The organism is Alteripontixanthobacter muriae, from assembly GCF_013336795.1.
GTDB classification, from domain to species: Bacteria; Pseudomonadota; Alphaproteobacteria; order Sphingomonadales; family Sphingomonadaceae; genus Pseudopontixanthobacter; species Pseudopontixanthobacter muriae.
The window spans coordinates 97,223-121,853 of sequence record NZ_JAAFZT010000035.1 but is presented as its reverse complement, the minus strand read 5'-3'; the positions used below and the strand labels follow the sequence as shown (position 1 = coordinate 121,853).

General features: G+C 63.7%; 23 protein-coding genes. 15 read left to right on the top strand and 8 right to left on the bottom strand.

The annotated features are described in order from the left end of the window. Window positions 1–33: 33 nt before the first annotated feature. Window positions 34–2,730 (bottom strand): helicase-related protein, encoded by a 2,697-nt coding sequence (locus G7A66_RS10510; protein ID WP_174295996.1) that lies wholly within the window; start codon window positions 2,728–2,730, stop codon window positions 34–36. A gap of 271 nt (window positions 2,731–3,001) precedes the next feature. On the opposite strand from G7A66_RS10510, the gene G7A66_RS10505 reads away from it, so the two are divergent. Genes G7A66_RS10505 through G7A66_RS10490 form a run of 4 tightly spaced genes read left to right on the top strand, consistent with a single transcriptional unit; the run spans window position 3,002 to window position 6,789 of the window. Then, a complete protein-coding gene (locus G7A66_RS10505) occupies window positions 3,002–4,594 on the top strand; it encodes a M23 family metallopeptidase (RefSeq protein WP_174295995.1) in 1,593 nt (530 codons plus the stop codon). Window positions 4,595–4,638: 44 nt separating this feature from the next. Next, complete coding sequence (hemB, locus tag G7A66_RS10500; protein ID WP_174295624.1) at window positions 4,639–5,634, top strand: porphobilinogen synthase; 996 nt, start codon at window positions 4,639–4,641, stop codon at window positions 5,632–5,634. Then, window positions 5,627–6,202 carry a GNAT family N-acetyltransferase gene (locus G7A66_RS10495; RefSeq protein WP_174295623.1) on the top strand — a complete coding sequence of 192 codons (576 nt, stop codon included), beginning with the start codon at window positions 5,627–5,629 and terminating at the stop codon, window positions 6,200–6,202. The genes hemB and G7A66_RS10495 overlap by 8 nt, the downstream gene beginning before the upstream one ends. After that, window positions 6,199–6,789 (top strand): gamma carbonic anhydrase family protein, encoded by a 591-nt coding sequence (locus G7A66_RS10490; RefSeq protein ID WP_174295622.1) that lies wholly within the window; start codon window positions 6,199–6,201, stop codon window positions 6,787–6,789. Before G7A66_RS10495 ends, G7A66_RS10490 begins: the two co-directional genes overlap by 4 nt. A gap of 51 nt (window positions 6,790–6,840) precedes the next feature. Here G7A66_RS10490 and G7A66_RS10485 read toward each other — a convergent pair whose 3' ends face one another. Genes G7A66_RS10485 through G7A66_RS10465 form a run of 5 tightly spaced genes read right to left on the bottom strand, consistent with a single transcriptional unit; the run spans window position 6,841 to window position 12,334 of the window. Next, on the bottom strand, window positions 6,841–8,460 hold the full coding sequence (locus G7A66_RS10485; protein ID WP_174295621.1) for a cisplatin damage response ATP-dependent DNA ligase: 1,620 nt from the start codon (window positions 8,458–8,460) through the stop codon (window positions 6,841–6,843). 16 nt (window positions 8,461–8,476) lie between these two features. Continuing rightward, window positions 8,477–9,481 carry a ligase-associated DNA damage response exonuclease gene (locus tag G7A66_RS10480; protein ID WP_174295620.1) on the bottom strand — a complete coding sequence of 335 codons (1,005 nt, stop codon included), beginning with the start codon at window positions 9,479–9,481 and terminating at the stop codon, window positions 8,477–8,479. Between the two features lie 56 nt (window positions 9,482–9,537). Further along, the gene (gene clpA / locus G7A66_RS10475) at window positions 9,538–11,922 is read right to left on the bottom strand and encodes an ATP-dependent Clp protease ATP-binding subunit ClpA (RefSeq protein WP_174295619.1); all 2,385 of its coding nucleotides are present in this window, start codon (window positions 11,920–11,922) and stop codon (window positions 9,538–9,540) included. Then, complete coding sequence (locus G7A66_RS10470; protein ID WP_174295618.1) at window positions 11,922–12,095, bottom strand: hypothetical protein; 174 nt, start codon at window positions 12,093–12,095, stop codon at window positions 11,922–11,924. Before G7A66_RS10470 ends, clpA begins: the two co-directional genes overlap by 1 nt. Window positions 12,096–12,130: 35 nt before the next feature. After that, window positions 12,131–12,334: a DUF1192 domain-containing protein gene (locus G7A66_RS10465; RefSeq protein WP_174295617.1), complete on the bottom strand. Its 204-nt coding sequence runs from the start codon at window positions 12,332–12,334 to the stop codon at window positions 12,131–12,133. 91 nt (window positions 12,335–12,425) lie between these two features. Between G7A66_RS10465 and G7A66_RS10460 the strand changes: the two genes are divergently transcribed. From G7A66_RS10460 to G7A66_RS10450, 3 genes are all read left to right on the top strand, one after another. Further along, the gene (locus G7A66_RS10460) at window positions 12,426–13,442 is read left to right on the top strand and encodes an NAD(P)H-quinone oxidoreductase (protein WP_232366807.1); all 1,017 of its coding nucleotides are present in this window, start codon (window positions 12,426–12,428) and stop codon (window positions 13,440–13,442) included. 168 nt (window positions 13,443–13,610) lie between these two features. Then, window positions 13,611–14,381, top strand: coding sequence for a DUF1013 domain-containing protein (locus G7A66_RS10455; RefSeq protein WP_174295616.1), 771 nt, complete (start codon window positions 13,611–13,613; stop codon window positions 14,379–14,381). A gap of 82 nt (window positions 14,382–14,463) precedes the next feature. After that, a complete protein-coding gene (locus tag G7A66_RS10450) occupies window positions 14,464–16,173 on the top strand; it encodes a long-chain-fatty-acid--CoA ligase (RefSeq protein ID WP_174295615.1) in 1,710 nt (569 codons plus the stop codon). A gap of 28 nt (window positions 16,174–16,201) precedes the next feature. On the opposite strand, the gene G7A66_RS10445 is transcribed toward G7A66_RS10450, so the two are convergent. Together G7A66_RS10445 and G7A66_RS10440 are read right to left on the bottom strand one after the other, a co-directional pair. Next, window positions 16,202–16,612 carry a bactofilin family protein gene (locus tag G7A66_RS10445; RefSeq protein WP_174295614.1) on the bottom strand — a complete coding sequence of 137 codons (411 nt, stop codon included), beginning with the start codon at window positions 16,610–16,612 and terminating at the stop codon, window positions 16,202–16,204. A gap of 1 nt (window position 16,613) precedes the next feature. Then, the gene (locus G7A66_RS10440; protein ID WP_232366806.1) at window positions 16,614–17,738 is read right to left on the bottom strand and encodes a M23 family metallopeptidase; all 1,125 of its coding nucleotides are present in this window, start codon (window positions 17,736–17,738) and stop codon (window positions 16,614–16,616) included. Window positions 17,739–18,010: 272 nt separating this feature from the next. Here G7A66_RS10440 and G7A66_RS10435 point away from each other — a divergent pair, with 272 nt between their 5' ends. The 8 genes from G7A66_RS10435 to G7A66_RS10400 all read left to right on the top strand — a co-directional run bounded on the left by G7A66_RS10435 (window position 18,011) and on the right by G7A66_RS10400 (window position 24,601). Continuing rightward, window positions 18,011–19,051, top strand: coding sequence for an aldo/keto reductase (locus tag G7A66_RS10435; protein ID WP_174295613.1), 1,041 nt, complete (start codon window positions 18,011–18,013; stop codon window positions 19,049–19,051). Between the two features lie 6 nt (window positions 19,052–19,057). Then, complete coding sequence (locus tag G7A66_RS10430; protein ID WP_174295612.1) at window positions 19,058–19,738, top strand: nicotinate-nucleotide adenylyltransferase; 681 nt, start codon at window positions 19,058–19,060, stop codon at window positions 19,736–19,738. Between the two features lie 158 nt (window positions 19,739–19,896). Then, window positions 19,897–20,253, top strand: coding sequence for a ribosome silencing factor (gene rsfS, locus G7A66_RS10425; RefSeq protein WP_174295992.1), 357 nt, complete (start codon window positions 19,897–19,899; stop codon window positions 20,251–20,253). A gap of 34 nt (window positions 20,254–20,287) precedes the next feature. Next, window positions 20,288–20,707, top strand: coding sequence for a 23S rRNA (pseudouridine(1915)-N(3))-methyltransferase RlmH (locus G7A66_RS10420; RefSeq protein ID WP_174295611.1), 420 nt, complete (start codon window positions 20,288–20,290; stop codon window positions 20,705–20,707). 1 nt (window position 20,708) lies between these two features. Beyond that, window positions 20,709–21,995, top strand: a complete 1,287-nt coding sequence (locus tag G7A66_RS10415) for a murein hydrolase activator EnvC family protein (protein WP_174295610.1) — start codon at window positions 20,709–20,711, stop codon at window positions 21,993–21,995. A gap of 113 nt (window positions 21,996–22,108) precedes the next feature. Beyond that, on the top strand, window positions 22,109–23,446 hold the full coding sequence (locus G7A66_RS10410; protein ID WP_174295609.1) for a S41 family peptidase: 1,338 nt from the start codon (window positions 22,109–22,111) through the stop codon (window positions 23,444–23,446). A gap of 19 nt (window positions 23,447–23,465) precedes the next feature. After that, window positions 23,466–23,948 carry a disulfide bond formation protein B gene (locus tag G7A66_RS10405; RefSeq protein ID WP_174295608.1) on the top strand — a complete coding sequence of 161 codons (483 nt, stop codon included), beginning with the start codon at window positions 23,466–23,468 and terminating at the stop codon, window positions 23,946–23,948. 140 nt (window positions 23,949–24,088) lie between these two features. Further along, entirely contained in the window at window positions 24,089–24,601 is a 513-nt protein-coding gene (locus tag G7A66_RS10400; protein WP_174295991.1) for a demethoxyubiquinone hydroxylase family protein, read from the top strand. Window positions 24,602–24,631: the final 30 nt, after the last annotated feature.

Sequence of the window (24,631 nt, the reverse complement as noted above, 5' to 3'; positions counted from 1 at the left end):
GCTCATCGAGTCGATCCATAACGCATTACTCCATCAGCGAACCAGATCTGCCAGCGCGGCAAACGGACTGTTCGGATCGGGCTGGCGCTGCGGCTTGGCATTCGGCGCGTGCGACTTGCCGCGCTTGTCCGGAACGCCGGGCTTCCGGTCGCCCTGCTTCGGTTTTGCGCGTCCGTTGCTCGCCATTTCGCTACCCTGTCCGAAACCGCGCTTGCGGTCAGGCCGAGCACCTTGCTGGGGCGCGTTGCGGCGCGATGCAGGCCGCCATTCCCAACTGTCGGGCCGCGGCGGGCCGAACTGCCCTTCGGCAAGGGGAGTTGCCCGCTGCACCCGGAAGCCTGCTCCCCCTACAAGGCGCTGATATCCTTCGGGCGTCAGTCCCGTGGATGTCGGAAGTGCGGGGTCGATGACGAACCGGCGATTGCCCTGCCTGCCGTTCTTGTCCCTCGATCCGCGGGCATCGTGAGCAGCCTTCAGCAGCTTTTCAGCGATGTCGACGCGAATGGCCTGCTCGCCTGCAGGACGATAACCGGCGGGCAGTCGACCCTCGCCTGCAATGACGGGCTGCATGGCTGCTGCAAGAGGCCGCCGGTCGATCCCCAGCGCATGCAGCAACTGGCGCGGCGCAGGCTTCAGGAGATCGCGGGCAAAGATGTCGAGCGCACCGAAGGTGACGCCAAGCCGCCGCAGGAACGGGCGCATTTCCTTCGGCAGATGCTCGACCCCTGCTTTTTCACGGCTCACGTGACCGTGGCCCCCGATTAGGTTCAGCAGCAACGCACGCGCTTCCGATCCCGCATCGGGATTGCGAGCAGCTACCCGCAGCTTCTCCAGCGGTTCGAGCGGGGCCAAGCGAGCCGTCAGCCATTCGCGCAGCGCTGTCAGCAGTTCCGCGTGCGCAGCTTCGGGCAATTGCGCCAGATCGCGGGCGGGTGAGAGTACCGGGGCAAGGATGGTCTCGGTTGCCGTAACGCTTGCCAGTTCATCGCCGTTCCAGCGGATCGACCCTTCGGCCAGCTCCAGTTCGGCCATCCGATTCTGCACCAGATCCTGTGCGCGTTTCGCCAGCAGGCGGGGCAGCGCCTTCTCGGCCGCGGCGAGCAGCATCTTGCGGTCGCCGTGGCTGGTTGCATGATCGACACTGAAGCGGAAGCCGTCGAGCCTGCCGATGGGCTCCCCCTCCACCGTCATGGTGCCGTCTTCGTTCAATTCGACGGGCAGCAGCGAAGCATCCTGTCCCATTGCCTTCATCAAGATCGCCGTCCTCCGGTTCACGAATCGCTCGGTCAGCCGCGCATGCAGCGCATCCGACAGTCTGGCTTCCGCAGCGCGTGCCCGCGCCGCCATCTCGTCCCGCGCCAGAACCCAGTCGGGCCGCTGGCAGATATAAGCCCAGCTACGGATCGCCGCGATGCGCCCCTGCAGCGTATCGATATCCCCTTGCACATTGTCCAGTTCGGAAATGCGCGCTGCGACGAAATCCGCACCCAGATAGCCGCCGCGGAGATCCTGCCACAGGCGCGAAACGAAGCGAGCGTGCACTTCCGGCCCGTGCTGGCGGAAATCGGGGAGGCTGCAGACCTCCCAGAAACGGCGGACCGAGGCAGCACCGCGAATGTCTGCAGCGAGCGGCTCTTCGGACAGGCGTTTCAACACGGTCAGGTCGATCGCCTCAGGGGGGCGGACGAGTTCGGGATCGTCGGGGATTGCCTCGAGATCCGCAATCAGCGTGCCGAGGCTGTCGAAGCGGGGCTGTGCCTCGCGCCAGAACAGGCGGGTCAGCGGCGCGAAGCGGTGTTCCTCGATCGCGTAGATTTCCTCGTCTGTGAACTCGGCAGAAGCGGCGGGCATTCCCCGGCCGCCATCCAAGCCTGCGCCCATGCCGGACAGAACGCCGAAAGTGCCGTCGCGCTGATGGCGGCCCGCCCGCCCGGCGATCTGCGCCATTTCCGCAGGCAACAAGCGGCGTTTGCGCACACCGTCGAATTTGGCGAGGCTGGCGAAGGCGACATGGTTCACATCGAGGTTGAGGCCCATGCCGATCGCATCGGTCGCGACGATGTAGTCGACCTCGCCATTCTGGAACAATTCGACCTGGCGATTCCGGGTGGCTGGGCTGAGCGAGCCCATCACCACGGCCGCACCGCCGCGAAAACGCCGCAGCATTTCCGCCATCGCGTAGACCTGTTCGGTGCTGAAGGCGACGATTGCGCTGCGCGGGGGAAGGCGCGACAATTTGCGCGCGCCGATGTGCTTCAGCGTAGAAAAGCGCGGGCGGGTCGTGATCTCCGCTCTCGGCAGCAGGCTACGCACGAGTGGTTCCAGCGTTGCCGCGCCCAGCAGCATGGTTTCTTCCCGCCCCCGAGCATTGAGCAACCGGTCGGTGAAAATGTGTCCTCTTTCGCGATTGGCACCCAATTGTGCCTCGTCCAATGCGACGAAGGCGCGGCCGCCACCGTCGCGCGGCATCGCTTCCGCCGTGCAGCACAGATAGCGCGCGTCCGGCGGCTCGATCTTTTCCTCGCCCGTGATCAGCGCGACCTGCTTCTCGCCCTTGATCGCCACGACCCGGTCGTACACCTCGCGCGCTAAAAGGCGCAGCGGGAAGCCGATGGCTCCGCTTGAATGGGCACACATCCGCTCTATGGCGAGATGCGTCTTGCCGGTATTGGTCGGACCCAGAACCGCCTTGATGACGGCATCGTCGGACGTTCGCGCGTTCACGGTCATGAATGTGGCATCGACGAGGCTCTGCCGCAACCACCCGGCGCAGGAAATCACCGGATCGCCGTAGCTTTAGGCTGCTGTTAACTTTGATGCTTCACATTTCCGCCGTAACCGCCACAAGGCAGGCATCTGTTAACGACCGCATTCGATTGGACGGCCTTGCCTAAATCGCCGGGGGATCGGCAAGCAAGTCGAGGGGGAGCGGAGGCAAGTGTACAAACTGCGCGACACGGACGGGTTCGACACTGCCTGCGCAGGGCAGGACGCTGGCGGCATGGCTGCGCCTGCGGTGAGCCTGTCACACGACCAGATCGTCCCTGGCGCCCAGGAGAATGCAGATGCGGTGCAGGGCCGCCCCGTCCGGCTTCGCCGCCGGCATGGACTGACCGATCGGTTCGAGGCATGGCGGCTTGGCCTGTCAGCCCGGTTCGATGCGGTCGATCTGGCGCCCGACCTGGCCCGGGAGATCGGCAGTGCGCGCTGGCTCCGCGGCTTCGCCACGATGCTGGCCCTGGGTGCAGTGGCTTTTGCCTTCTGGCCCGATATCAGCCCGCTGCGGGCGGCTCCGCCGATGAATATCGATGCGCGGTCGCGGGACGAATACCGCAGCCAGATGATTATGCCCCTGGCGCTCGGGGCAGATAGCGGGCGTCACATGGGCGCGACCGCCGCCGTGACGCCATTACGATCGGCACCTGAGCGGCCACGTGTCGAAGTGCTGGCGACCCTGGCGCAAGGGGACAGTTTTGCCCGGATGCTGCAGCGTTCGGGCGTCGGTTCTGCCGAGGCAACTCGCATCGAAACCCTCGTGAGCCGTGCTCTTCCGGCCAGCGAGATCGAGGCTGGAACACGGGTCGATATCGTGCTCGGCCGCCGGCCTGCACCGGGTGAAGCACGCCCGCTGGAGCGGCTTTCCTTCCGCGCAAGCTTCGATCTGGAACTCGGCATCGTGCGGAATGACGGCAATCTGTCGCTCGAACGCACGCCGATCAGGGTGGACGATACGCCGCTCCGTATTCGCGGCACCGTGGGGGACAGCCTCTATCGCTCCGCCCGTGCGGCGGGCGCTCCTGCCAGCGCCGTGCAGCAATATCTGAAAACCCTGAACGAGCAGACGGATCAGGACAGCGAGATTCGTCCGACCGACATTTTCGACATGGTGCTCTCCCACCGCCGCGCGGCCACGGGCGAACGGCAGGCAGGGCAGTTGCTCTATGCAGGGGTCGAACGCGGCGGCGACGCTGTCGCGCAGCTGATGCGCTGGGGCGACGACGGCAAATTCTACGAGGCATCGGGCGTGGGCGAACAGCGCAGCGGCATGGTCGCGCCGGTGCCGGGCCGTATCTCCAGCAATTTCGGCATGCGGCGGCACCCGATCCTCGGCTATCGGCGTATGCATTCGGGCATGGATTTCAAAGCCCGGCATGGCACGCCGATCGTCGCCGTTACCGATGGCACAGTCTCGGGCGCGGGACGCATGGGCGGCTGCGGCAATGCGGTGCGGCTCAACCACGGCGGCGGCTTGCAGACCCGGTATTGCCACATGAGCCGCCTTGCCGTCAGCGGCGGGCAATCCGTGCGCAGGGGACAGGTCATCGGCTATGTCGGCTCGACCGGTCTTTCGACAGGCCCGCACCTCCATTACGAGATGTATCGCGGCGGAAGGGCGATTGATCCTGCGAGCGTCAGCTTCGTCACGCGGGCACAGCTTTCGGGAAGCGATCTCCGCCGCTTCCGCGAATCGCTGGCTCGGCTGAAAACGGTCGAACCTGGCGCAGCACTTGAATCGCTCGCGCCCGCCGCGCCGGTCGAAACAGCACCGAAACGGGAAATCGAAAAGCTTGAAGGGCCGCGCCAGATCGGCTGAACCGCTGCATTGCGCGCTAGCGGAAGATGCGGCAGATGCAGGACATGACCGCAAGCTATCCCAATATCCGCATGCGGCGGACCCGCGCGAGTGCATGGAGCCGCAATCTGCACCGCGAGACGCAGCCGCGCGCCGCCGACCTGATCTGGCCGCTCTTCGTGACCGAGGGTAAGGATGTCGAAGAGCCGATCGCCTCGCTTCCGGGCGTATCGCGCTGGTCGGTGGATCACATCACCCGCCGTGCGAAGGAAGCGATCGAGGCCGACATTCCCTGCATCGCCCTGTTCCCCAATACCCCGCCCGCCTTGCGCAGCGAAGATGGCGCCGAGGCCCTGTCGCCCGACAATCTGATGTGCCGGGCCATACGCGCAGTACGCGACGCCTGTGGGCAGGATATCGGCATTCTGACTGATGTGGCGCTCGACCCCTACACCAGCCACGGGCAGGATGGGCTGGTGGACGAGGCCGGCTACGTCACGAATGACGATACGGTGGCGGTGCTTGTCGATCAGGCGCTGAACCAAGCGGCAGCAGGTGCCGATATCGTCGCCCCGTCCGACATGATGGACGGCCGCATTCGCCAGATCCGCATGGGGCTGGAGATGCATGGCCATCACCACGTCCAGATCATGGCCTATGCCGCCAAGTTCGCCTCGGCCTTCTACGGACCGTTCCGCGATGCCGTCGGTTCGGGTGGGCTACTGAAGGGTGACAAGAAAAGCTACCAACTCGATCCCGCAAATGCCCAGGAAGCCATGCGCGAGGTCGCCCTCGACATTGCAGAGGGCGCCGACAGCGTGATGGTCAAGCCGGGGCTTGCGTATCTGGATATCGTGCTGCGCGTGAAGCAGCAATTCGGCATACCGGTCTTCGCCTATCAGACTAGCGGCGAACATGCGATGATCGAGGCTGCGGCGGCTTGCGGAGCGGCCGATCGGGACGCGGTTCTGCTGGAGACGCTCACCGCATTTCGCCGGGCGGGGGCTACCGGTATTCTCACCTACCATGCGCTTGCTGCCGCACGCTTGCTCAATGGTTGAGTTCCACGTGGAAACAGAGCGGCTCTGTTTGCGCGAGTTTCGCAGCGATGCCGATTGGGCTGCCTTTCTGCGCCACACCAATACGCCGCAAGTGATGCAGTGGTTGGCGGGAACCCTGAGTGACAAAGCCGTGGCGGCACAGCGGCAGCGCGTCGAAAACTGCGTCGCTGCCAATGGTTTCTGCTTCTGGCTGGTCGAGCGGCTGGACGACGGCGGCTGGCTGGCGGGCGAGGTGCTCGGCTTTTGCGGGTTGAAGCGCGCCGATGCACCGGGCAGCAGCGTTACAGGAGAGATGGAGATCGGCTGGCGCTTCCGTGCCGATTCATGGGGAAGGGGCTATGCCAGGGAAGCTGCTTGCGCTGCCCTGACCGCCGGGTTCGGCCGCTTCGGCGCTGAACGCATCGTCGCGCTGACCGTGGTAGGAAACACGCCGAGCTGGGGCCTGATGAAGCGCCTCGGCATGGTGCGGCGCGAGGATCTCGACTACGCCGACGCTCGCTACGATCCGCCGTTCCGCGACACGATCGTTTATGCCATCACGCGTGAACAATGGGAGAATGCGCCATGAGCAGCAACACCAGCGGTCACGACCGCCGCACCGATATTTCCATTATCGACATCCACGGCAAGAGCCCAAAAATTCACGACAGCGCCTTCATCGCGCCCGGCTGCCGAATTATCGGCGATGTCGAGATCGGTGCCGATGCGAGCATCTGGTATAATTGCGTCATCCGTGCCGAAGTGAACCGGGTGGTCATCGGCGCGCGCAGCAATGTCCAAGACGGCAGCATCGTGCATTGCGATCCGCCGGAGCCGGGCAATCCCGATGGGTTTCCGACCATCATCGGCGAAGATGTGCTGATCGGCCATCTCGCCATGGTGCATGGCTGCGTGCTGGAGGATCGGGCGTTTGTCGGCCTCGGCACCATCGTGATGAATGGCTGCCGGATGGAAAGCGATGCCATGCTGGCGGCGGGCGCCATGCTCACGCCGGGCAAGACGATCCCGGCGGGCCAGCTTTGGGCCGGGCGTCCGGCCAAATTCCTGCGCGATCTGCCTGCGAAAGCGAAGGCGGGCATGCAGATGGGCGTGGCGCATTATGTCGAAAATGGCCGAGCCCACGCAGCGGCGCTGGCGGAACATACCGGCGACTGATTTGCCCTTCGAGGGGGCGAAAGTTGCGCCGCGCAACCGGCGCACATGCCCTCAGTCGCGTATCAGGCCCTTCAGCGTATTGATCCGGTCCGCCTCATGCGCAGGCTTGTCCCAGCGGATACGGTGAATGCGGGGGAAGCGCATCGCCAACCCCGATTTGTGCCGCTTGCTCTCATGTACAGAATCGAAGGCGACCTCGAAAACCAGGATCTTCTCCGTTTCGCGCACAGGGCCGAAACGGTTGACGGTATTCTGCCGCACGTGACGGTCGATCTGCTTCAGTTCCGCATCGGTGAAGCCGGAATAGGCCTTGCCCACGGGCAGCAGTTCCGCCCCTTCGTCGGGGTCGCCGTCCCAGCAGCCGAAAGTGTAATCGGAGAAGAAGCTCGACCGCTTGCCGCTGCCCCGCTGGGCATACATCAGCACGCAATCTATCAGCAGCGGATCACGCTTCCACTTATACCACAGCCCGGTCCGCCGCCCCGCGACATAGGGAGAGTCGCGCCGCTTCAGCATCAGCCCTTCGATCGCATCGTCGCGTGTACTTTCGCGAATTTCAGCGAGGCTTTCGAAATCGCCGGCAGCGATGATGTTGCTGATGTCGAACCGGTCGGCGGGCAGCCGCGGCAGAAACGCTTCCAACCGCGCGCGCCGCTCGGTCCAGGGCAGACCGCGCAGATCCTCGCCCTCGATCATCAGCGCGTCGTAGAGGCGCACGAAGGCCGGGCTTTCGCTCAGCATCTTTTTTGACACGGTCTTGCGGCCCAGGCGCTGCTGCAATGCGTTGAAGCTGGCGGCACCACCTTGCGTCCGCTCGTTGGCTTCGCCGCCCTGATGGGTGCCGCGTACCAGCAATTCGCCGTCCAGTACCGCCGGGATCGACAGCGCCTCGACCATTTCGGGGAAAGTCGCGGAGATGTCGTCTCCGGATCGGGAATAGACTCGGGTTTCCGCTTCTACGCCAATTCCTGCATGCACGAGCTGCACCCGGATGCCGTCCCATTTCCATTCTGCCGCATAATCGGCCATGTCGACCACCGTCTCTTCCAGCGGATGGGCAAGCATGAAGGGCCGGAACAGCGGCATGTTTTCTGTGTCGGGCGCTTCGCCGCCCTCTGCCCAGGCGAAAAGTTCGGCATAGGGCGGGGTCAGCCCGTGCCAATATTCCTCCACATCGTCGACCGACACATTGAAAGCCTGGGCAAACGCAACCTTTCCGAGGCGCGCCGAAACCCCGATCCGCATCGCGCCCGTTGCCATCTTGAGCAAGGCATAGCGCCCCGATGAATCGAGCCGGTCCATCAACCGCGGCAGTTCGGCCTGTACGGTGGTCCGCTTCATATCGAAAAGCAGCGATACCGCTTCGGCGACGCCCGGTGCCGCGTCCCTGTGCCCCAGCGGCTCCGGCCACAGGAGGCTGGCGCATTCGGCGGTATCGCCGACGAAGTCGCGGCTGAGCGTCCACAGGATCGGGTCCACGCGATCCTTCATCATGGTACGAATCGTGCCGGATTTCACCGCGCTGAAATCCAGCCCGTCGGTCAGCGCGGCAAGCGCCCATCCCCGGTCCGGGTCGGGAGTAGACCGCAGGTAATCCGCAATCAGCGCCAGCTTGGCATTGCGGCTGCCGGTATAGACCAGCCGGTCGATCAGGGCGGCGAATTCTTCCACGCCTCAGCCCGCCCGCTCAATCATCTTCATCCTCATACCCCACCATGGAAAGGGCGCGGGCGCGGCGCTGCGTTAGCTGGCACCAGCGCAGCAGCGCTTCCTCGCGTCCGTGGGTGATCCAGGTTTCCTGCGGGTTCACCTCTTCGATGGTGCGGGTCAGTTCGTTCCAGTCGGCATGATCGGAGATGACGAGGGGCAGTTCGACGTTGCGCTGCCGGGCGCGCTGGCGAACCATCATCCAGCCGCTAGCCATTGCGGTGATCGGGTCGAGCAGGCGGCGGCTCCACCGGTCGTTCAACGCGGAAGGCGGGCAGATGACGATGGAGCCGCGCATATCGTCCTTCACCTGATCGGCAACGAGCGCCAGCGGGCCGAGATCGATGCCGAAATCCTCGTAAAGCCGGCACATCTTCTCCATCGCGCCGTGCAGATAAATTATGTCCTTGTGCCCGGCAGCCCGCAATTCGGCGATCACGCGCTGGGCCTTGCCCAGGGCATAAGCGCCGACCAGCACGCAGCGGTCGGGATTGCTTTGCAGCGCGCTAAGCAGCTTCGCCATTTCGTCCGCGATCGGCGGATGTTCGAAGACAGGCAGACCGAAAGTCGCTTCGGTGATCAAAATGTCGCACGGAGTGACCACGAAAGGCGGGCAGGTCGGATCAGCGCGGCGCTTGTAATCGCCGGTGACGATCACTTTCTCACCGGCATGTTCCAGCAGGATCTGGGCGCTTCCCAGCACGTGGCCTGCGGGAATATAGGTCGCATCCACGCCGCCTGGCAGCCGGATGGTCTCGCCATATCCGACAGGCGTTGCACCGTCGGCGGTATTGTAGCGCAACTTCATGATGGCGAGGGTTTCGGGCGTGGCGACCGTCTGCCCGTGCCCGCCGCGCGCATGGTCGGCATGGCCATGCGTGACCAGCGCCTTGTCGACCGCTTTCGACGGGTCGATCCAGCAATCGGCCGGGCCAACGTGGATGCCGTGCGGGTCGGGTCGTATCCAGGAAAAAGGAGGGCTCACCGTTCTTAAATGAACGGCGAGCCCTCCCTGTTCCTCAACCGATGGTCGGCGCGCGGCTATTCGGTGCTTTCGCCTTCGCCGCCGCTTGCGCCATTCTCTTCGTCGGCATCGTCATCGTCGTCGATATCGGCTTCCGGCTCGTCCGCTGTTGCCTTGCCCTTCTTCTTGCGTTCGGGCTTGGGCGGGGCAGGGGTCAGCTCGAAATTCGGCTTGCCATCCTTCATGCTGACATGGACCTCGCCGCCATCCGACAGCTTGCCGAACAGCAATTCCTCGGCCAGCGGCTGCTTGATCTTGTCCTGGATCAGGCGGCTCATCGGCCTTGCGCCGTACAGACGGTCATAGCCCTTGTCGGCGAGCCAGTTGCGCGCATCACTGTCAAACTGGATGTGGACGTTCTGTTCCGCCAGTTGCAGTTCCAGCTGCAGCACGAATTTGTCGACCACGCGGCTGACGGTGCTGCGGCCCAGATACGCGAAGGGCACGATGGCATCGAGGCGATTGCGGAATTCCGGCGTGAACATGCGCTTCACCGCTTCCTCGCTCGCATCTTCCTTGGACACGTCGCCGAAGCCGATGCCGCTGCGCGCCATGTCGGCGGCGCCCGCATTGGTCGTCATGATCAGCACGACATTGCGGAAATCGACGGTCTTGCCGTGGTGATCGGTCAGCCGCCCATTATCCATCACCTGCAGCAGGATGTTGAACAAATCGGGATGGGCCTTCTCGATCTCGTCCAGCAGCAGCACGCAATGCGGATTCTGGTCGACGGCATCGGTCAGCAATCCGCCCTGGTCGTAGCCGACATAGCCCGGAGGCGCGCCGATCAACCGGCTGACCGAATGCCGTTCCATATATTCCGACATGTCGAACCGCTTGAGTTCGATGCCCATGATGCTGGCCAGCTGCCGTGCGACTTCGGTCTTGCCGACGCCCGTGGGGCCGCTGAACAGGAAGGAACCGATCGGCTTGTCCGGGTCGCGCAGACCGGCCCGGCTCAGCTTCATGGCCGTGGCGAGGCGGTGCACGGCAGGATCCTGACCGAACACGACATGCTTCAGATCGCGCTCCAGGTTTTCCAGCGCCTTCTTGTCGTCGCTGGAAACGGATTTCGGAGGGATGCGCGCCATGGTCGCGATGACCTGTTCGATCTCACGCGCGGTGATCTTCTTTTTCCGCTTGCTGGGCGGAACGAGCATCTGCATCGCACCGACCTCGTCGATCACGTCGATCGCCTTGTCCGGCAGTTTCCGGTCGTTGATATAGCGCGCTGACAATTCGACGGCCGTCTTCAATGCTTCCGAGGTGTATTTCACCTTGTGGTGATCCTCGAAGGCGGTCCGCAGCCCGTCCAGGATCTTGACCGTGTCTTCCACCGTCGGTTCGTTCACGTCGATCTTCTGGAACCGGCGCAGCAGGGCGCGATCCTTTTCGAAGTGGTTGCGGAATTCCTTGTAGGTGGTCGAACCGATGCAGCGGATCGTGCCGCCAGACAGCGCGGGTTTGAGCAAATTGGACGCATCCATTGCCCCGCCACTGGTCGCGCCGGCACCGATCACGGTGTGAATCTCGTCGATGAAGAGCACGGCTTCGGGCATCTTTTCTAGTTCGTTCACGACCTGCTTGAGCCGTTCCTCGAAATCCCCGCGATAGCGGGTGCCCGCCAGCAATGCGCCCATGTCGAGCGAATAGATGACTGCGTCCTCCAGGACCTCCGGCACATCGCCTTCGACGATCTTGCGCGCGAGGCCCTCGGCGATGGCGGTTTTGCCAACGCCGGGATCACCGACGTAAAGCGGGTTGTTCTTGCTGCGGCGGCACAGGATCTGGACGGTCCGGTCCACTTCCGGCCCGCGGCCGATCAGTGGATCGATCCTGCCGTTCTCCGCCTTCTCGTTCAGATTGACGCAGAACTGGTCGAGCGCGGTTTCCTTCTTGCCCTTCTCGTCCTTGGCTGGCTCGCCATCTTCCACGCCTTGAGGCGTCCGCGGATCGCTCTTGCCGCCCTTGCCGATGCCGTGGCTGATGAAACTGACCGCATCGAGGCGGCTCATATCCTGCTGCTGCAGGAAGTAGACGGCGTAGGAATCGCGTTCGGAAAACAGGGCGACCAGGACATTGGCACCGGTCACGGTGTCCTTGCCGCTCGATTGCACATGCAGGATCGCGCGCTGGATCACGCGCTGGAACCCGGCCGTGGGCTGCGGGTCGCCGCCATCGTCGCTTTTCAGCGATTGGTATTCCTGGTCGAGATATTGTTTCACCACGTCCGACAGTTCGGCAATGTCGACACCGCAGGCATTCATCACCTGCATCGCTTCCTCGTCATCGACAAGCGCGAGGAGGAGGTGTTCGAGCGTGGCATATTCATGGCTGCGGCTGGACGCATTGGTCAGCGCGGCGTGGAGCGTCTTCTCGAGGTTCTGGGCGAAACTTGGCATCAGTCGTCTTTCGTGCAGAGGGGCATCGTGAGTTCCGGTACGAAGCCGGTCGGGCAGATCATGCCCCGATGCAGTGAACGCAGCCTATATGGGGCGCGATTTCGCGATTTCGAGTAGGTAATCGCCAGCGGGTCCGGCCGCGTCTCCGGCAGCATTTTCAACAGCGTGGCCATGCGCCATGCGGTACCGGGGGCCGCTGGCGCCGCCATCATCGGTCCGGTGCCTTGAAGAAGGCTTCCGCCGCGCTGCGGTGGGCCTGTGCCTTTTCGGCATGCGCCTTCGTTCGGGCGATTTCCGCTTCCAGCGTGGCGATCCGTACGGTGAGTTCTTGCTGGCTGTAGGGGGACAGGTCCTCAGCCTTCAGCAGGCTGGCATGGTCGCCCTTGCGGCGAGGCAGGTCGGCTTCGTCCATCGGAAACGCAGCATCGCAAGCTATCGCGCTTGCTGTCAATGGCCGCCGACGCTAATCCTCAGGCAGGGCATCGGGGCAACAGGGGCGAAAAATGATCGACGCAGCACAGGATCGCGTGCCGGAACGGATGCGCGCGGTTCATTACGATGCGCCGGGCGGTGCCGAGGTGCTGCACCTGGTCGAAATGGACGTGCCGAGGCCGGTTGCCGGGGAAGTTCTGGTGAAGGTCGAATATGCCGGGGTGAATCGCCCCGATGTCATCCAGCGCAAAGGGCTCTATCCGCCGCCGCCGGGCGCTTCGCCGCTGCTCGGGCTCGAGATTTCCGGCACCATCGCCGCGCGCGGTCCGGATGTAGATTGCCTCATGCCGGGCCAGCCGGTTTGCGCCCTGACACCGGGTGGCGGCTATGCCGAATATTGCCTCGTTCCCGCCGGTCATTGCCTGCCGGTGCCGGGCAGTCTGACGATGGAGCAGGCTGCGGCCATTCCCGAAACGCTGTTTACCGTCTGGCACAATGTCTTTGAACGCGGCTGGGCGTGTGAAGGGGAGACCCTGCTGATCCACGGCGGCACCAGCGGGATCGGCACCATGGCGATCATGCTGGCGCGGCAGTTCGGGATAAAAACCCTAGTGACCTGCGGGACGGAAGAGAAATGCGCCCGTGCACTGGAGATCGGCGCGACGCACGCGATCAATTACAAGACGCAGGACTTCGTGGCTGAGGTGAAGGCGCTGACCGACGGGCGCGGCGTCGATCTCGTGCTCGACATGGTGTCGGGCGATTACGTCATACGTAACCTGCAATGCCTCGCCGAAGATGGTCGCCATGTGACCATCGCCGTACTTGGCGGCATGCAGGCGGATATCAACATGGCGGTCGTCATGCAGAAGCGCCTGTCTCTCACCGGATCGACGCTGCGGCCGCGGTCCGAGCAGTTCAAGACCCTGCTGGCGGACGAGATCGCGAAGAATGCCTGGCCGCTGTTCGGCGATGGCACGCTGGCCCCGGTGATGGACCGGACCTTCCCTCTTGCAGAAGCCGCCGCCGCTCACGCCTATATGGAGGCGGGCGAGCATATCGGGAAGATCGTTCTTTCGCTCGGTTGATAGCATCGGACGCTCCGCTCACTGGCGGCGGTAAAGACCTTGCCGTTATCCGCGCAATAGCGTAAATCCTGATCGGCAGGCCGCTCCGCAAGGGGCGGCCCTTATATTTTCAGCGCGCTCTCGGGCAGCCCTTCGCCGCCGCGCGACCGACAGGCAGAAAGAACGATCATGGCCAAGCAACCCACCCCCCTGATGCCGCATGCGACCGCCACCTGGCTGATCGACAACACCGCACTCGGCTTTAGCCAGATCGCCGAATTCTGCGGGCTCCACATCCTGGAAGTGCAGGCGATGGCCGACGACCTCGCCAGCAGCAAATATACCGGACGCGATCCGGTACATTCGGGCGAGCTGACACAGGAGGAGATCGAGCGCGGTCAGCAGGATGCCTCCTACACGCTCAAGATGCAGAAGGCGCCAATCGAGGTGACCCGCACCAAGGGTCCGCGCTACACGCCTGTTTCCAAGCGTCAGGACAAGCCCGACGGCATCGCCTGGATCCTGCGCAACCATCCCGAAGTATCGGATGCGCAGATCGGCAAGCTGATCGGCACGACCCGCAACACCATCGGCGCGATCCGCGAACGCAGCCACTGGAACATCCAGAACATCCAGGCGAAGGACCCCGTGACTCTCGGCCTGTGCTCGCAGCGCGAACTGGATGCCGTAGTCGCCAAGGCGGCGAAGAATATCAAGACCGAAGATGGCGAGGAAGACCCCGTCGCAATCGATACCGGCAGCGACCGGGAACGCCTGATCCAGGAACTGCGCGCCGAGCGCGAGGCCCAGACCAAGGCGGCGGGCGAGGCTGCACAGAAAGCCGAAGCCGCGGCATGGCTGGAGCGCCGCCGCGCAGAAGGCGCTGCCGAACCGGAAAACCCGCATGCTGACGAGAGCGGGAATGCGCTGGATAGCAATCGCGAAATCGACGAAGGCTGACCTTCCCGGCAGGGGGTCGCAACAGCGGCCCCTGCATGGCAAAACACTTGCCGCACAAGGCCTGATCCGGCATTGAACTTACATGAATGTAAGCAGAGTAAGCTCAGCCTCGTCCGGACCTGCGGCCCCTGAACATCCGTCTCCTGCCGATTACGGGCATCCGCTGCCATGGGACACGGAATTCGAGGCAATTGCGCTGCCGGAACTGCTCGAACGTACTGCAGCGCGCTCGCCGCACGCTCATTGCGTCGATTTTCTCGGGCGGCGCTATTCCTACGTCCAACTGCTGAACGAGGCGCGTCATTTCGCATCCGGGCTTCAGGCTATGGGGATTGCCAAAGGTGACCGCGTCGGCCTGTTCCTGCCGAACGTGCCGATCTATGTCTCTACCTATTACGGCGCGATGATGGCCGGCGCGACGGTGGTGAACTTCTCGCCGCTCTACACCGCTGACGAACTTTGCGCCCAGGTCGAGGATTCGGGCACTCGCCTGCTCGTCACGGTAGATGTCGCTGCCCTGTTGCCGACCGCGATCGAGGTGATCGACAAATCCTCGCTCGAGCGGCTTGTGGTCGGCCGGCTTGCCGATATGCTCCCGGTCAGCAAGGGGCTGGCTTTGCGCGCGTTCGGCCGCAGCCAGACAGCGACTGTTCCTGATCGCGGCGATGTGCGACTGTGGGGTGATTGCCTCCAGAACCGCGACCCGAAGCCCGTCAGCATCGATCCGGAAACGGACCTCGCCGTCCTGCAATATACCGGCGGGACGACCGGCGTGCCCAAGGGCGGAATGCTGACGCATGCCAATCTGTCGATCAACGCGCAGCAGGTGCAGGCGCTCGATCCGTTCCCCGAAGAACGCGACATGATCATGGGCGTGCTGCCCCTGTTCCATGTCTTCGCCAATACCTGCGTCTTGAACCGGACGGTCCTGAAGGGCGGCTGCATCGCCATGCTGCCGCGTTTCGATGCCAAGCAGGCGCTGAAGACTATCGACCGCGTCCGCCCGACGGCTTTCCCCGGCGTGCCCACGATGTATCAGGCGCTGCTCGACAATCCGCGCATTACCAAGACGGATTTTTCTTCGCTGCTGATCTGCATTTCCGGCGGTGCGCCTCTGCCCGCGCCGGTACGCGACCGCTTCGAAGAAGTGAGCGGCGCACGGCTGGTGGAAGGCTACGGATTGACCGAAAGTTCGGGCGTCGTTTCCGTCAATCCCTATGAAGGACTGCGCAAGCCCGGAACCATCGGGCAGCCGCTAATGCAGACCCGGCTTCGCCTGCGCGACAAGGAAGACGCCACAAAGCCGGCACCGTCAGGTGAACCCGGCGAAATCGTGATCCGCGGCCCGCAAGTGATGAAAGGCTACTGGAACCGCCCCGACATGCAGGCGAGCGCCTTTGTCGAGATCGACGGCGAGGAATGGCTGCGCACTGGCGATGTTGCCACCATCGATGAACAGGGCTTCGCCAGGATCGTCGATCGTACCAAGGACATGATCTCCGTCGGCGGGTTCAAGGTTTTCCCAAGCCAGATCGAGGACGTGCTGGTCGAAAACCCTGCGGTGAAGGAGGCGCTGGTGATTGGCGTTCCTGATGATTACCGCGGGGAGATGCCCAAGGCTTTCGTCACCTTGCAAGCTGACGCGGAAGCCAGTGAGGAAGCACTGGCGGAATGGCTGAACGGGCGGATCGGCAAGCATGAACGCGTAAAAGGCGTGGCTATCCGGTCGGAATTGCCGAAAACCATGATTGGCAAGCTCGATCGCAAGGCTTTGAGGGAACAGGAACTCTAAGCGACCGGCATACCGGTCGCAATTTCTTCTAGCCTGCCAGCGTCAGCTTCGGCTCGTCCTCGTTCTGTGCAGTAATCCCAGCGGCTACGATCATATCTGTTCGCGCAAACAGACCATCTACTGTAGCGCCTTCCTCGATGGTCAGCGCCTCGTAACGCACATCACCCTCGATCCGTGCGCTGCGCAGGACGACCAGATTGCGGGCCGATATGGAACCCGCGATGCGGCCTGCAAGGCGGGCCGTTTCGGCCTTGATCGCGCCATGGATTTCGCTGTCTTCACCCTGAACCAAAGCGGTGCAGCTTATGTCGCCGCGCACTGTCCCGTCGATATGCAAATCGGCGCTCGCAGCGATATCGCCGGTGATGGTCACGTCGCTGCCGATGATCGAAAAGGACGAAGCCGGGCGATGCGCATGCTTTGACTGCGATCTCGTCATGTCAATTGCCACGGGCTTTTTCGAGAACATCGGGTGCAGCTTCCAGGAAGGGGCGCGGGTCGACTGCGCGGCCATTGATACGAACTTCGAAATGCAGATGCGGGCCGGTGGAGCGGCCGGTGCTGCCGATGGCACCGATGATCTCGCCGGCCTCGACCGTCTGACCGGGACGCGCATTGAAACGCGACATGTGGGCGTAACGCGTCATCAGGCCGTTGCCATGCGTGACCTCGACAACTTTACCGTATCCCGATTTCAGGCCGATGAAGCTGATTCGCCCCTTGGCTGCTGCATAGATGGGCGCGCCCGTAGGGCCGCGAAAGTCGAGGCCGCTATGCATCGCGCCGCTGCCGTTGAACGGGTCGCGGCGGAAGCCGAAGCCGGACGAGATTGCGTCCATGCTTGCGGGCATCGCCTGCGGAATGGATTGAAGGCCGCGTTCCAGCGCCGCCATTCGCTCGACCGACAGGCCGAGTTTCTCGAAACGCGGATCGAGACCTGCCGATTCAAGCGGACCACCCATGCCTGCCTTGCGTTCGCTGCGCAGGATGGCGTCGGGGTCAAGACCGAGCTGCCGAATGGCGGAAGATGCCCGCTGCGACCGGCGGTCGGCATAAGCGGTCAGGCGATTGACGAAATCAACTTGCCGCGCTTCTATGCGGGCCAGCATCGCCGTTTCCGGCAGGACAGCGCTGATCTTCGCCGCTGTCTGCGCGGCCTTGCCACTCTCTTCGAGGCCTTCGCTGGCGGCGAGCGCTTCGTCTTCCTTCAGATCTGCAGGCAGGCTGTCGACCATGTCCTCGATGAACTGCTGGCGACGGGCAAGATCGCTCGCCACGGCGTCGATGTCATCGCGATAGGCGTCGACGCTCTCCTGCGCGGTCGCGGCTGCGGCAGCGCGGGACAGCAGCATGGTGCGGTCCGCTTCGGCGCGGTGCTGCGACCAGGCCATCGCGCCAAGCGCTCCAAGCCACAGCAGGAGCGCCAGCAGCACGGCGCTCGCGGCACCGATCTGGAGGCGCGAGGAAAGCCTGATGAATCGGACCTGTCCTTGTGACCGCATGATGAACTCACGGTCAGGAAACAGGCGCAGAAATCGGCGGCTTGCACCGCGCGTATTGTTCATGATGTTCAAGACGACCCAAGTTCCCGTCGTTGTTTTCTGACCGGCGCGCTAACAAAGGTTCATTCCTGAATCGAATCTCGAGGACCGATTCAGGGGTGAGTGGAGGCAGCAACGGGGTGAGGTGAAGAAGATTAACGGAACTTAATCTGAATCTTCGGGAACCGAAGGCTGGGAAAGCGGTTTAGAAGGGATTTTTGCGCCACCAGTTGGGTCGGCAGACGGCTGTGCGATTATGCGCTACACCTTACTTTCTCCAGCAAGGATTTTTGACAATGCGCTATAATCGCCTCGGTCATACTGGCCTGTTCGTTTCGGAACTCTGCCTCGGCACGATGACCTTCGGCGGGGAAGGGATGTGGACTGCGATTGGCACTCTCGACCAGTCGGAATCGAACGCGCTCGTCAAATCAGCGCTCGATTCCGGCGTCAATTTCATCGACACCGCCAACGTCTATTCCAACGGACTTTCCGAGCGGATTACCGGACAGGCGCTGAAGGATTGCGGCATTGCGCGGCACGATGTGGTGCTGGCGACCAAGGCGCTCGGGCCCATGGGAGACGGCATTAACGACCGGGGTGCCTCGCGCCATCATCTGATGAATCAGGTGGATGCCAGCCTGAAACGGCTTCAGCTCGAGTATATCGACCTATACCAGATCCACGGCTGGGATCCGGCGACTCCGATGGAGGAGACCCTGCGCACGCTCGACGACATCGTGCGTTCGGGCAAGGTGCGTTACATCGGCGTGTCGAACTGGGCAGCGTGGCAGATCGCCAAGGCGCTGGGCTTGTCCGAAAGGCAGCGCCTGGAACGATTCGCATCGCTGCAGGCCTATTATTCGCTGGCCGGGCGCGACCTCGAACGGGAGATCGTGCCCATGCTGGAGAGCGAGGGCGTTGGCCTGATGGTCTGGAGCCCGCTTGCAGGTGGCTTCCTGTCCGGCAAATACACCCGCGATGGCACGGAAGAAGGCCGCCGCAAGGAGTTCGATTTCCCGCCGATCGACAAGGAAAAGGGATATGACGCGGTCGAGGTGATGCAGGCTATCGCGCGTGAGAAGAGTGCGTCCGTCCCGCAGATCGCCCTTGCATGGTTGCTGGCCAAGCCGTTCGTCAGCAGCGTCATCGTCGGCGCGCGCAAGCCCGAGCAGCTGAAAGACAATCTCGGCGCAATTTCCGTCGAACTGTCTGAGGAAGACATGGAACGGCTGAATGCTGCGGCACCGCCGGTCTCGACATATCCCGGCTGGATGATTGATCGGCAGGGCGAGTATCGCAAGGGTGCCATGGCCGGCGAACGACCGAAGAACTGAACCAGGGTGGCGGCGAGACTGACAGGATTGCTGGGCGGCAGCTTCAACCCCGCGCATGGCGGGCACCGGCGCATCACCCGCTTTGCCATGGCGGAACTGGGGCTCGACGAAGTCTGGTGGATGGTCAGCCCCGGCAACCCGCTGAAGCCGAAAAAAGGCATGGCGTCGCTGCACGCCAGGGTTAGATCGGCGCAGGCTCATGCCCGGCGAATGCCGATACGCGTTACCGCCGTGGAGCGCGAACTGGGCACCCGCTACACTGTGGACACTTTGCACACCCTCACCCGCCGCTGGCCGAAGCGGGACTTCGTCTGGTTGATGGGCGCCGACAATCTGGCGCAGTTCCACCTCTGGAAGGATTGGCGCGAGATCGCCCGCACGATGCCGATTGCGGTAATTGCCCGGCCCGGCTATGATGTCGCGGCGATCGCAAGCCCGGCGATGGCATGGCTGCGGCGCTATCGCGTGTCGCCCGCCAGTTTCAGACAAGCGGGCGGATGGGGCACACCGGCTCTGATTTTAATGCGTTTCGATCCCGATCCTCGTTCGGCAACGGCCCTGCGCCGCGCCGATCCCGATTGGGCGATGCGCCGGTCGCCATCCGACATTACCTTGCTTCGCGATGCCGTGACCCGGCGTCTCATTCCCATTACAGGCGACCCGGCAGCTGCCGGCGCGCCGACGTGACCCCAGGAGAAAATCGACCGCCGATGAACCAGGCGAACACCCCATCCGACAAGAGCGGCCCCGAATCCGGCAAAGCGCCCGGCGAAACCGGCTCGCATTTCTCCGACGCTGCGCCTGCGGGACAGGCCGCCAGCCGCCACGGCCGCGCGCCGACGCGCATGAGCGCCGAGGAAAAAGCCACCCTGCACAAGCTCGTCCTCGACCAGCTCGATGACGACCAGGCGCAGGATGTCGTATCCATTCCGCTCGAAGGCAAAAGCTCGATCGCCGATTTCATGGTGATCGGTTCCGGCCGCTCGACCCGGCAAGTCGCGTCCATGGCGCAGAAGCTGGCCGAAAACCTCAAGAAGGCAGGCTACGGTCCGATCCGGCTCGAAGGCCTGCCTGCCGCCGACTGGGTTCTGGTCGATGCGGGCGATGTCGTCATCCACCTGTTCCGACCGGAAGTCCGCAGCTTCTACAATCTGGAACGCATGTGGGCCTTTGGCGACGCGCCGCCGGTCGGCGAAAGTTGAGCGACTTCGCGTAGCGCGGGAAGGGAGCATCGGCGTGCTGCTGCATGTCATCGCCAGGGGAAAGATCGCCCGTTCGCCCGAAGGGGAACTGGTCGCGCGCTATGAAAAGCGCATCGCCTGGCCGCTGCGGCTGACAGAATTGCCCGAGAGCGGCGGCCGTTTGCCCGAAGCGTCATCGCCAGTGCGCAACGTGGTTCTGGACGAACGCGGCAAGGCGCTGGGATCGGAAGATTTCGCGGCAATCCTGGGCGATTGGCGTGACAGTGGCATTCGGGAAGCACGATTCAATCTTGGCGCGGCCGACGGGTTCTCCAGTGCCGAGCGTGCCGAAGCGGACCTTGTCCTGTCCTTCGGAGCCGCGACATGGCCGCATCTCCTGGCCCGGGCCATGCTGCTGGAGCAGTTATACCGGGCGACGACTATCATCGCCGGACACCCCTATCATCGTGCGTAGCTTGCGTCCCTGGCCCTGGCTCTCGGGCCGCAGGGCCGCTGCGGCAGCGCTCGTGGCGGCGGCGCTGTTCGGCACAGCGGCCATCGGTTTCGCCGGTTCGCAGGTTCTGGCACAGGCAAGCACACGCTATGGAACCGCGAGTTCGGGTGATGCGCAGGAAATCCGCGAGGCGCTGAACCGCGCCCGGACAGCGGCGGCAACCGCCCGCCAAAGAGGCGCTTTGCTCGACCGCAGGGCGCGCTCTACCACCATGGCGGCAGAGCGCACCGCGAACGAGGCCGCAGCGCTCGCCGCCAACATCCAGGAGGCAGAAGCAGGCGTTGCTATCGGCACCGCGAGGCTCGCCTTGACCGATGCGGAACGCCGCGTGCTGGGCGAAAGGCTTGCAAAGCGGCAGAAGCCGTTGGTGCGGTTGACGGCTGCGTTGCAGAAACTGGCACGGAGACCCCTGGCCCTGTCCGCGCTGCAGCCCGGATCGCTGCAGGACACCGTCTATCTGCGAGCGATGCTGGAAACGACGATCCCGCAGGTGCGACAACGCACCGCAGCTTTGCGCGCAGAAATTGCCCGCAGTGAACGGTTGGCAGCCGAAGGTCGCCGGGCGGTGGCGGGTTTGCGCGCTCAGGAACAGGCGCTGGGCGAACGGCGGCGGGAACTCGCCACGCTGGAAACGCGCCAGCGCCTCGCTTCGCGGCAAGCCGTAGGCAATGCGGATAGGGAAGAGGAAAGGGCGCTGGCGCTGGCGGAAGAGGCGCGCGACCTGAACGCGCTCGTGGGGCAATTGGACGCTGCGGGTACTTTGCGGCGGGACTTGGCCGCCTTGCCGGGGCCGATCATACGCCCGGTCCGACCTGAAGCTTCAGAAGTCGTGACGGCAGCTTCCGCCGGAGCTGACGTCGCTCCGCCGCCTGCTGCGTTTGCCCCGCCGCGCGGTTTTCAACTGCCGGTGCAGGGCAGGACGATTGCGGGTTTCGGCTCCATAGGTGAAGCGGGTGCGCCGCGCCGCGGGGTCTCGCTGGCACCGGCCGGCGGGGCGCAGATCGTGGCACCTGCTGCGGGCAGGGTCGCCTTTGCGGGGCCGTATAGCGGCTATGACAATATCGTCATTCTCGAACATGCCGGAGGTTGGACCAGCCTCGTCACCGGTCTCGCCCGTACGGATGTAACGGTGGGTGAGACCTTGGTCGGAGGCGCATCGCTCGGCACGGCGACCGCGCGCAATCCGGTCGTTACTCTGGAACTCCGGCGGAGCGGGACGCCGGTCAATCCGCTCACCTATCTGGAGTGATTCGCGTGATGGAAGGCCCGCCCTGCTCTTGCAAGCGGGCCGTCGATCCTCATCTGGTATTCAGGCCTGCTTCGTTATAGGCTTGGTCCTGATCTGAAAGGCTGCCTCGCTCCATGAATTTCGCCGCTCTCGCCCGTTCCGCCGCACTTGTCACTGCCGTGGCACTTATCCCCGCTACGACCGCCGGCATGGCGCAGGTGGACGGCCGTGCCGGCCCCGAGTTTTCCAAGCTGTTCGCCACCTATCAGCGGATCAAGTCCAGCTATGTCGAACAGGTCGATGACGAGAAGCTGATTCGCGGTGCCATCGACGGTATGCTCGCCAGCCTTGATCCGCATTCCGCCTATCTCGACGGATCGGATCTTGAGCGGCTGGAAACGATGATCGACGGCAATTATTCGGGCCTTGGGCTGTCCGTCATCATGGAAGATGGCGCGGTGAAGGTCATTTCGCCTTTCCGCGGCAGCCCCGCCGACCGTGCGGGCCTGAAAGCTGGCGATTACATCACCCATCTGGATGGCGAACTCATCTATGGCGGCGATCTCGACGATGCGGTCGCCCGGATGCGCGGCAAGGCGGGCACCGACATCCGCCTGACCATATTCCGCACCGGACGCGAAGAACCCTTCGACGTGAATGTCACGCGGGGCGTGATCGAGCTGGAGCCGGTGACGCATGAGTTGATGCCGGGCAATCTGGGCGTCATCACCGTCAATGAATTCTCCCGCGACGTCGGCAGCGACGTGTTCGCCGCCTGGGAAAGCATGCAGGCGGAGGCGACCGGGCGCATGAACGGCCTGATCCTCGACCTGCGCTCGAACCCCGGCGGTTCGCTCGACGAGGCTGTGGCCTTGTCCGACCTGTTCCTCGACGATGGGCAAATCGTGTCGCAGCGCGGCCGCGCGCGCGGCGAAACCATCATGTATGATGCGGAAAGCGTCTTCCGGGGCGAAATCGCCGAGGGCGTGCCGATGATCGTGCTGATCGATGCGGGGTCGGCCAGCGCTTCCGAAATCGTCGCCGGTGCCTTGCAGGACCATCGCCGCGCAGTGATCATGGGCGATCGCAGCTTCGGCAAGGGCAGCGTACAGACGCTGCTGCCGCTCACGCGCGACAGTGCGCTGAAGCTGACGACGGCGCGTTACTTCACGCCCTCGGGCCATTCGGTGCAGGAAGGCGGCATCAAGCCCGACATCGCCGTTCCGCAGATTTCCGATCCCGATCTCGCCCGCCGCGCCAAGTTCCGCCTGCGCGAATCCGATCTGCGCGGGCATCTCGTGAATGAAGCCGGATTGAAGGACGAAGCGCTGGAGCAGGACGCTATTGCCGACCCGCGCTTCCAGCAGACGGCGGAAGAGCTGAAAGAGCAGGGTATCGAGGATTTCCAGCTGCATTACGCCTTGCAGACCCTGCGCCGCACGGCACCCAATTCGGTCGCCCGCCGCCAGTAAGCATCGAGGGAGGCGCGCCATGATCGACACACCCTCGGCCCTTCTCGCCCGCAGGTTAGCCTTCGGTATTCCGGCGCTGGCACTGGGCGGAGCCTATGTCGCGCAATATGGCTTCGGTCTTCCACCTTGCGAGATGTGCTGGTGGCAGCGTTATCCGCATTTCGCGGCACTCGGCCTTGCTTTCGTGTCGCTGGTGGCTGCTCCGCCGCGCCTGTGGGTTGCCTTCGCAGGCATCGCCATTGTCCTATCGGGAGCCATCGGCGGATTTCATGCCGGCGTGGAATATGGCTGGTGGGAAGGAATCACCGCCTGCACCGGACCCGCTGGCGCTGCGGGCGGTGATGCGCTCGAAGCGATCATGAATGCACCGCTGATTCGCTGCGACATGGCACCCTGGACCATTCTGGGCATTTCGCTGGCGGGGCTGAACTTTCTGCTCTCCACATTCGGCGGCCTCTGGATATTGTGGCTGCTGGCAAGGCGTAAGGTGCCGGGCTTATGAGTGACATTGCTGCAACTACAGATCTGCCTGTCAGGCTCATCGCCACCTCTGGCCCAAACGCCACCTCGGTCAACGAACATGCCGGCGCTGCAGCGGCACGTGCGCGTGCCGGCATCCACAGGGGCATCGATGTCGGTCGGATGATCCGCGTCGATCAGGCGGGCGAGTATGGTGCCACGCGCATCTATGCGGGACAGCTTGCCGTCATGGGCGACCGTGCGTCGCATTCGGCGGAGATTACCGCCATGGCGCGCGAGGAGGACCGGCATAATGCCGAATTCAATGCGTTGATGACCCGGCGCGGGGTTCGCCCGACCATCCTGCAACCATTCTGGTCCGCTGCCGGATACACGCTCGGAGCGGTAACGGCCCTGCTGGGGCCGGAAGCGGCGATGGCCTGCACCGCCGCGGTGGAGGAGGAGATCGACCGTCATTATTCCGACCAGCTCGACGAACTTGAGATGCATGGCGTCTGCACCGACAGCGCCGACCCCGAACTTTCCGACATGATCGAGGATTTCCGCGAAGACGAACGCCAGCATCGCGACACGGCTCTGGCGCATGGGGCGGAAAAGGCCTTGGGCTATCCGCTCCTGTCCGGCGCCATTCGCCTTGGCTGCCGCGCCGCCATTCGCCTGGCGGAGCGGATCTGATCGACTGCCGCTGCCAGCACATAAACCGTT

Coding starts and splice junctions, on each gene's coding strand:
- G7A66_RS10510 (WP_174295996.1), bottom strand. CDS start 2,730: ATGACCGTGAACGCGCGAACGTCCGACGATGCCGTCATCAAGGCGGTT.
- G7A66_RS10505 (WP_174295995.1), top strand. CDS start 3,002: ATGGCTGCGCCTGCGGTGAGCCTGTCACACGACCAGATCGTCCCTGGC.
- hemB (WP_174295624.1), top strand. CDS start 4,639: ATGACCGCAAGCTATCCCAATATCCGCATGCGGCGGACCCGCGCGAGT.
- G7A66_RS10495 (WP_174295623.1), top strand. CDS start 5,627: ATGGTTGAGTTCCACGTGGAAACAGAGCGGCTCTGTTTGCGCGAGTTT.
- G7A66_RS10490 (WP_174295622.1), top strand. CDS start 6,199: ATGAGCAGCAACACCAGCGGTCACGACCGCCGCACCGATATTTCCATT.
- clpA (WP_174295619.1), bottom strand. CDS start 11,922: ATGCCAAGTTTCGCCCAGAACCTCGAGAAGACGCTCCACGCCGCGCTG.
- G7A66_RS10470 (WP_174295618.1), bottom strand. CDS start 12,095: ATGGCCACGCTGTTGAAAATGCTGCCGGAGACGCGGCCGGACCCGCTG.
- G7A66_RS10465 (WP_174295617.1), bottom strand. CDS start 12,334: ATGGACGAAGCCGACCTGCCTCGCCGCAAGGGCGACCATGCCAGCCTG.
- G7A66_RS10460 (WP_232366807.1), top strand. CDS start 12,426: ATGATCGACGCAGCACAGGATCGCGTGCCGGAACGGATGCGCGCGGTT.
- G7A66_RS10455 (WP_174295616.1), top strand. CDS start 13,611: ATGGCCAAGCAACCCACCCCCCTGATGCCGCATGCGACCGCCACCTGG.
- G7A66_RS10450 (WP_174295615.1), top strand. CDS start 14,464: ATGAATGTAAGCAGAGTAAGCTCAGCCTCGTCCGGACCTGCGGCCCCT.
- G7A66_RS10445 (WP_174295614.1), bottom strand. CDS start 16,612: ATGACGAGATCGCAGTCAAAGCATGCGCATCGCCCGGCTTCGTCCTTT.
- G7A66_RS10440 (WP_232366806.1), bottom strand. CDS start 17,738: ATGAACAATACGCGCGGTGCAAGCCGCCGATTTCTGCGCCTGTTTCCT.
- G7A66_RS10435 (WP_174295613.1), top strand. CDS start 18,011: ATGCGCTATAATCGCCTCGGTCATACTGGCCTGTTCGTTTCGGAACTC.
- rsfS (WP_174295992.1), top strand. CDS start 19,897: ATGAGCGCCGAGGAAAAAGCCACCCTGCACAAGCTCGTCCTCGACCAG.
- G7A66_RS10410 (WP_174295609.1), top strand. CDS start 22,109: ATGAATTTCGCCGCTCTCGCCCGTTCCGCCGCACTTGTCACTGCCGTG.
- G7A66_RS10405 (WP_174295608.1), top strand. CDS start 23,466: ATGATCGACACACCCTCGGCCCTTCTCGCCCGCAGGTTAGCCTTCGGT.
- G7A66_RS10400 (WP_174295991.1), top strand. CDS start 24,089: ATGATCCGCGTCGATCAGGCGGGCGAGTATGGTGCCACGCGCATCTAT.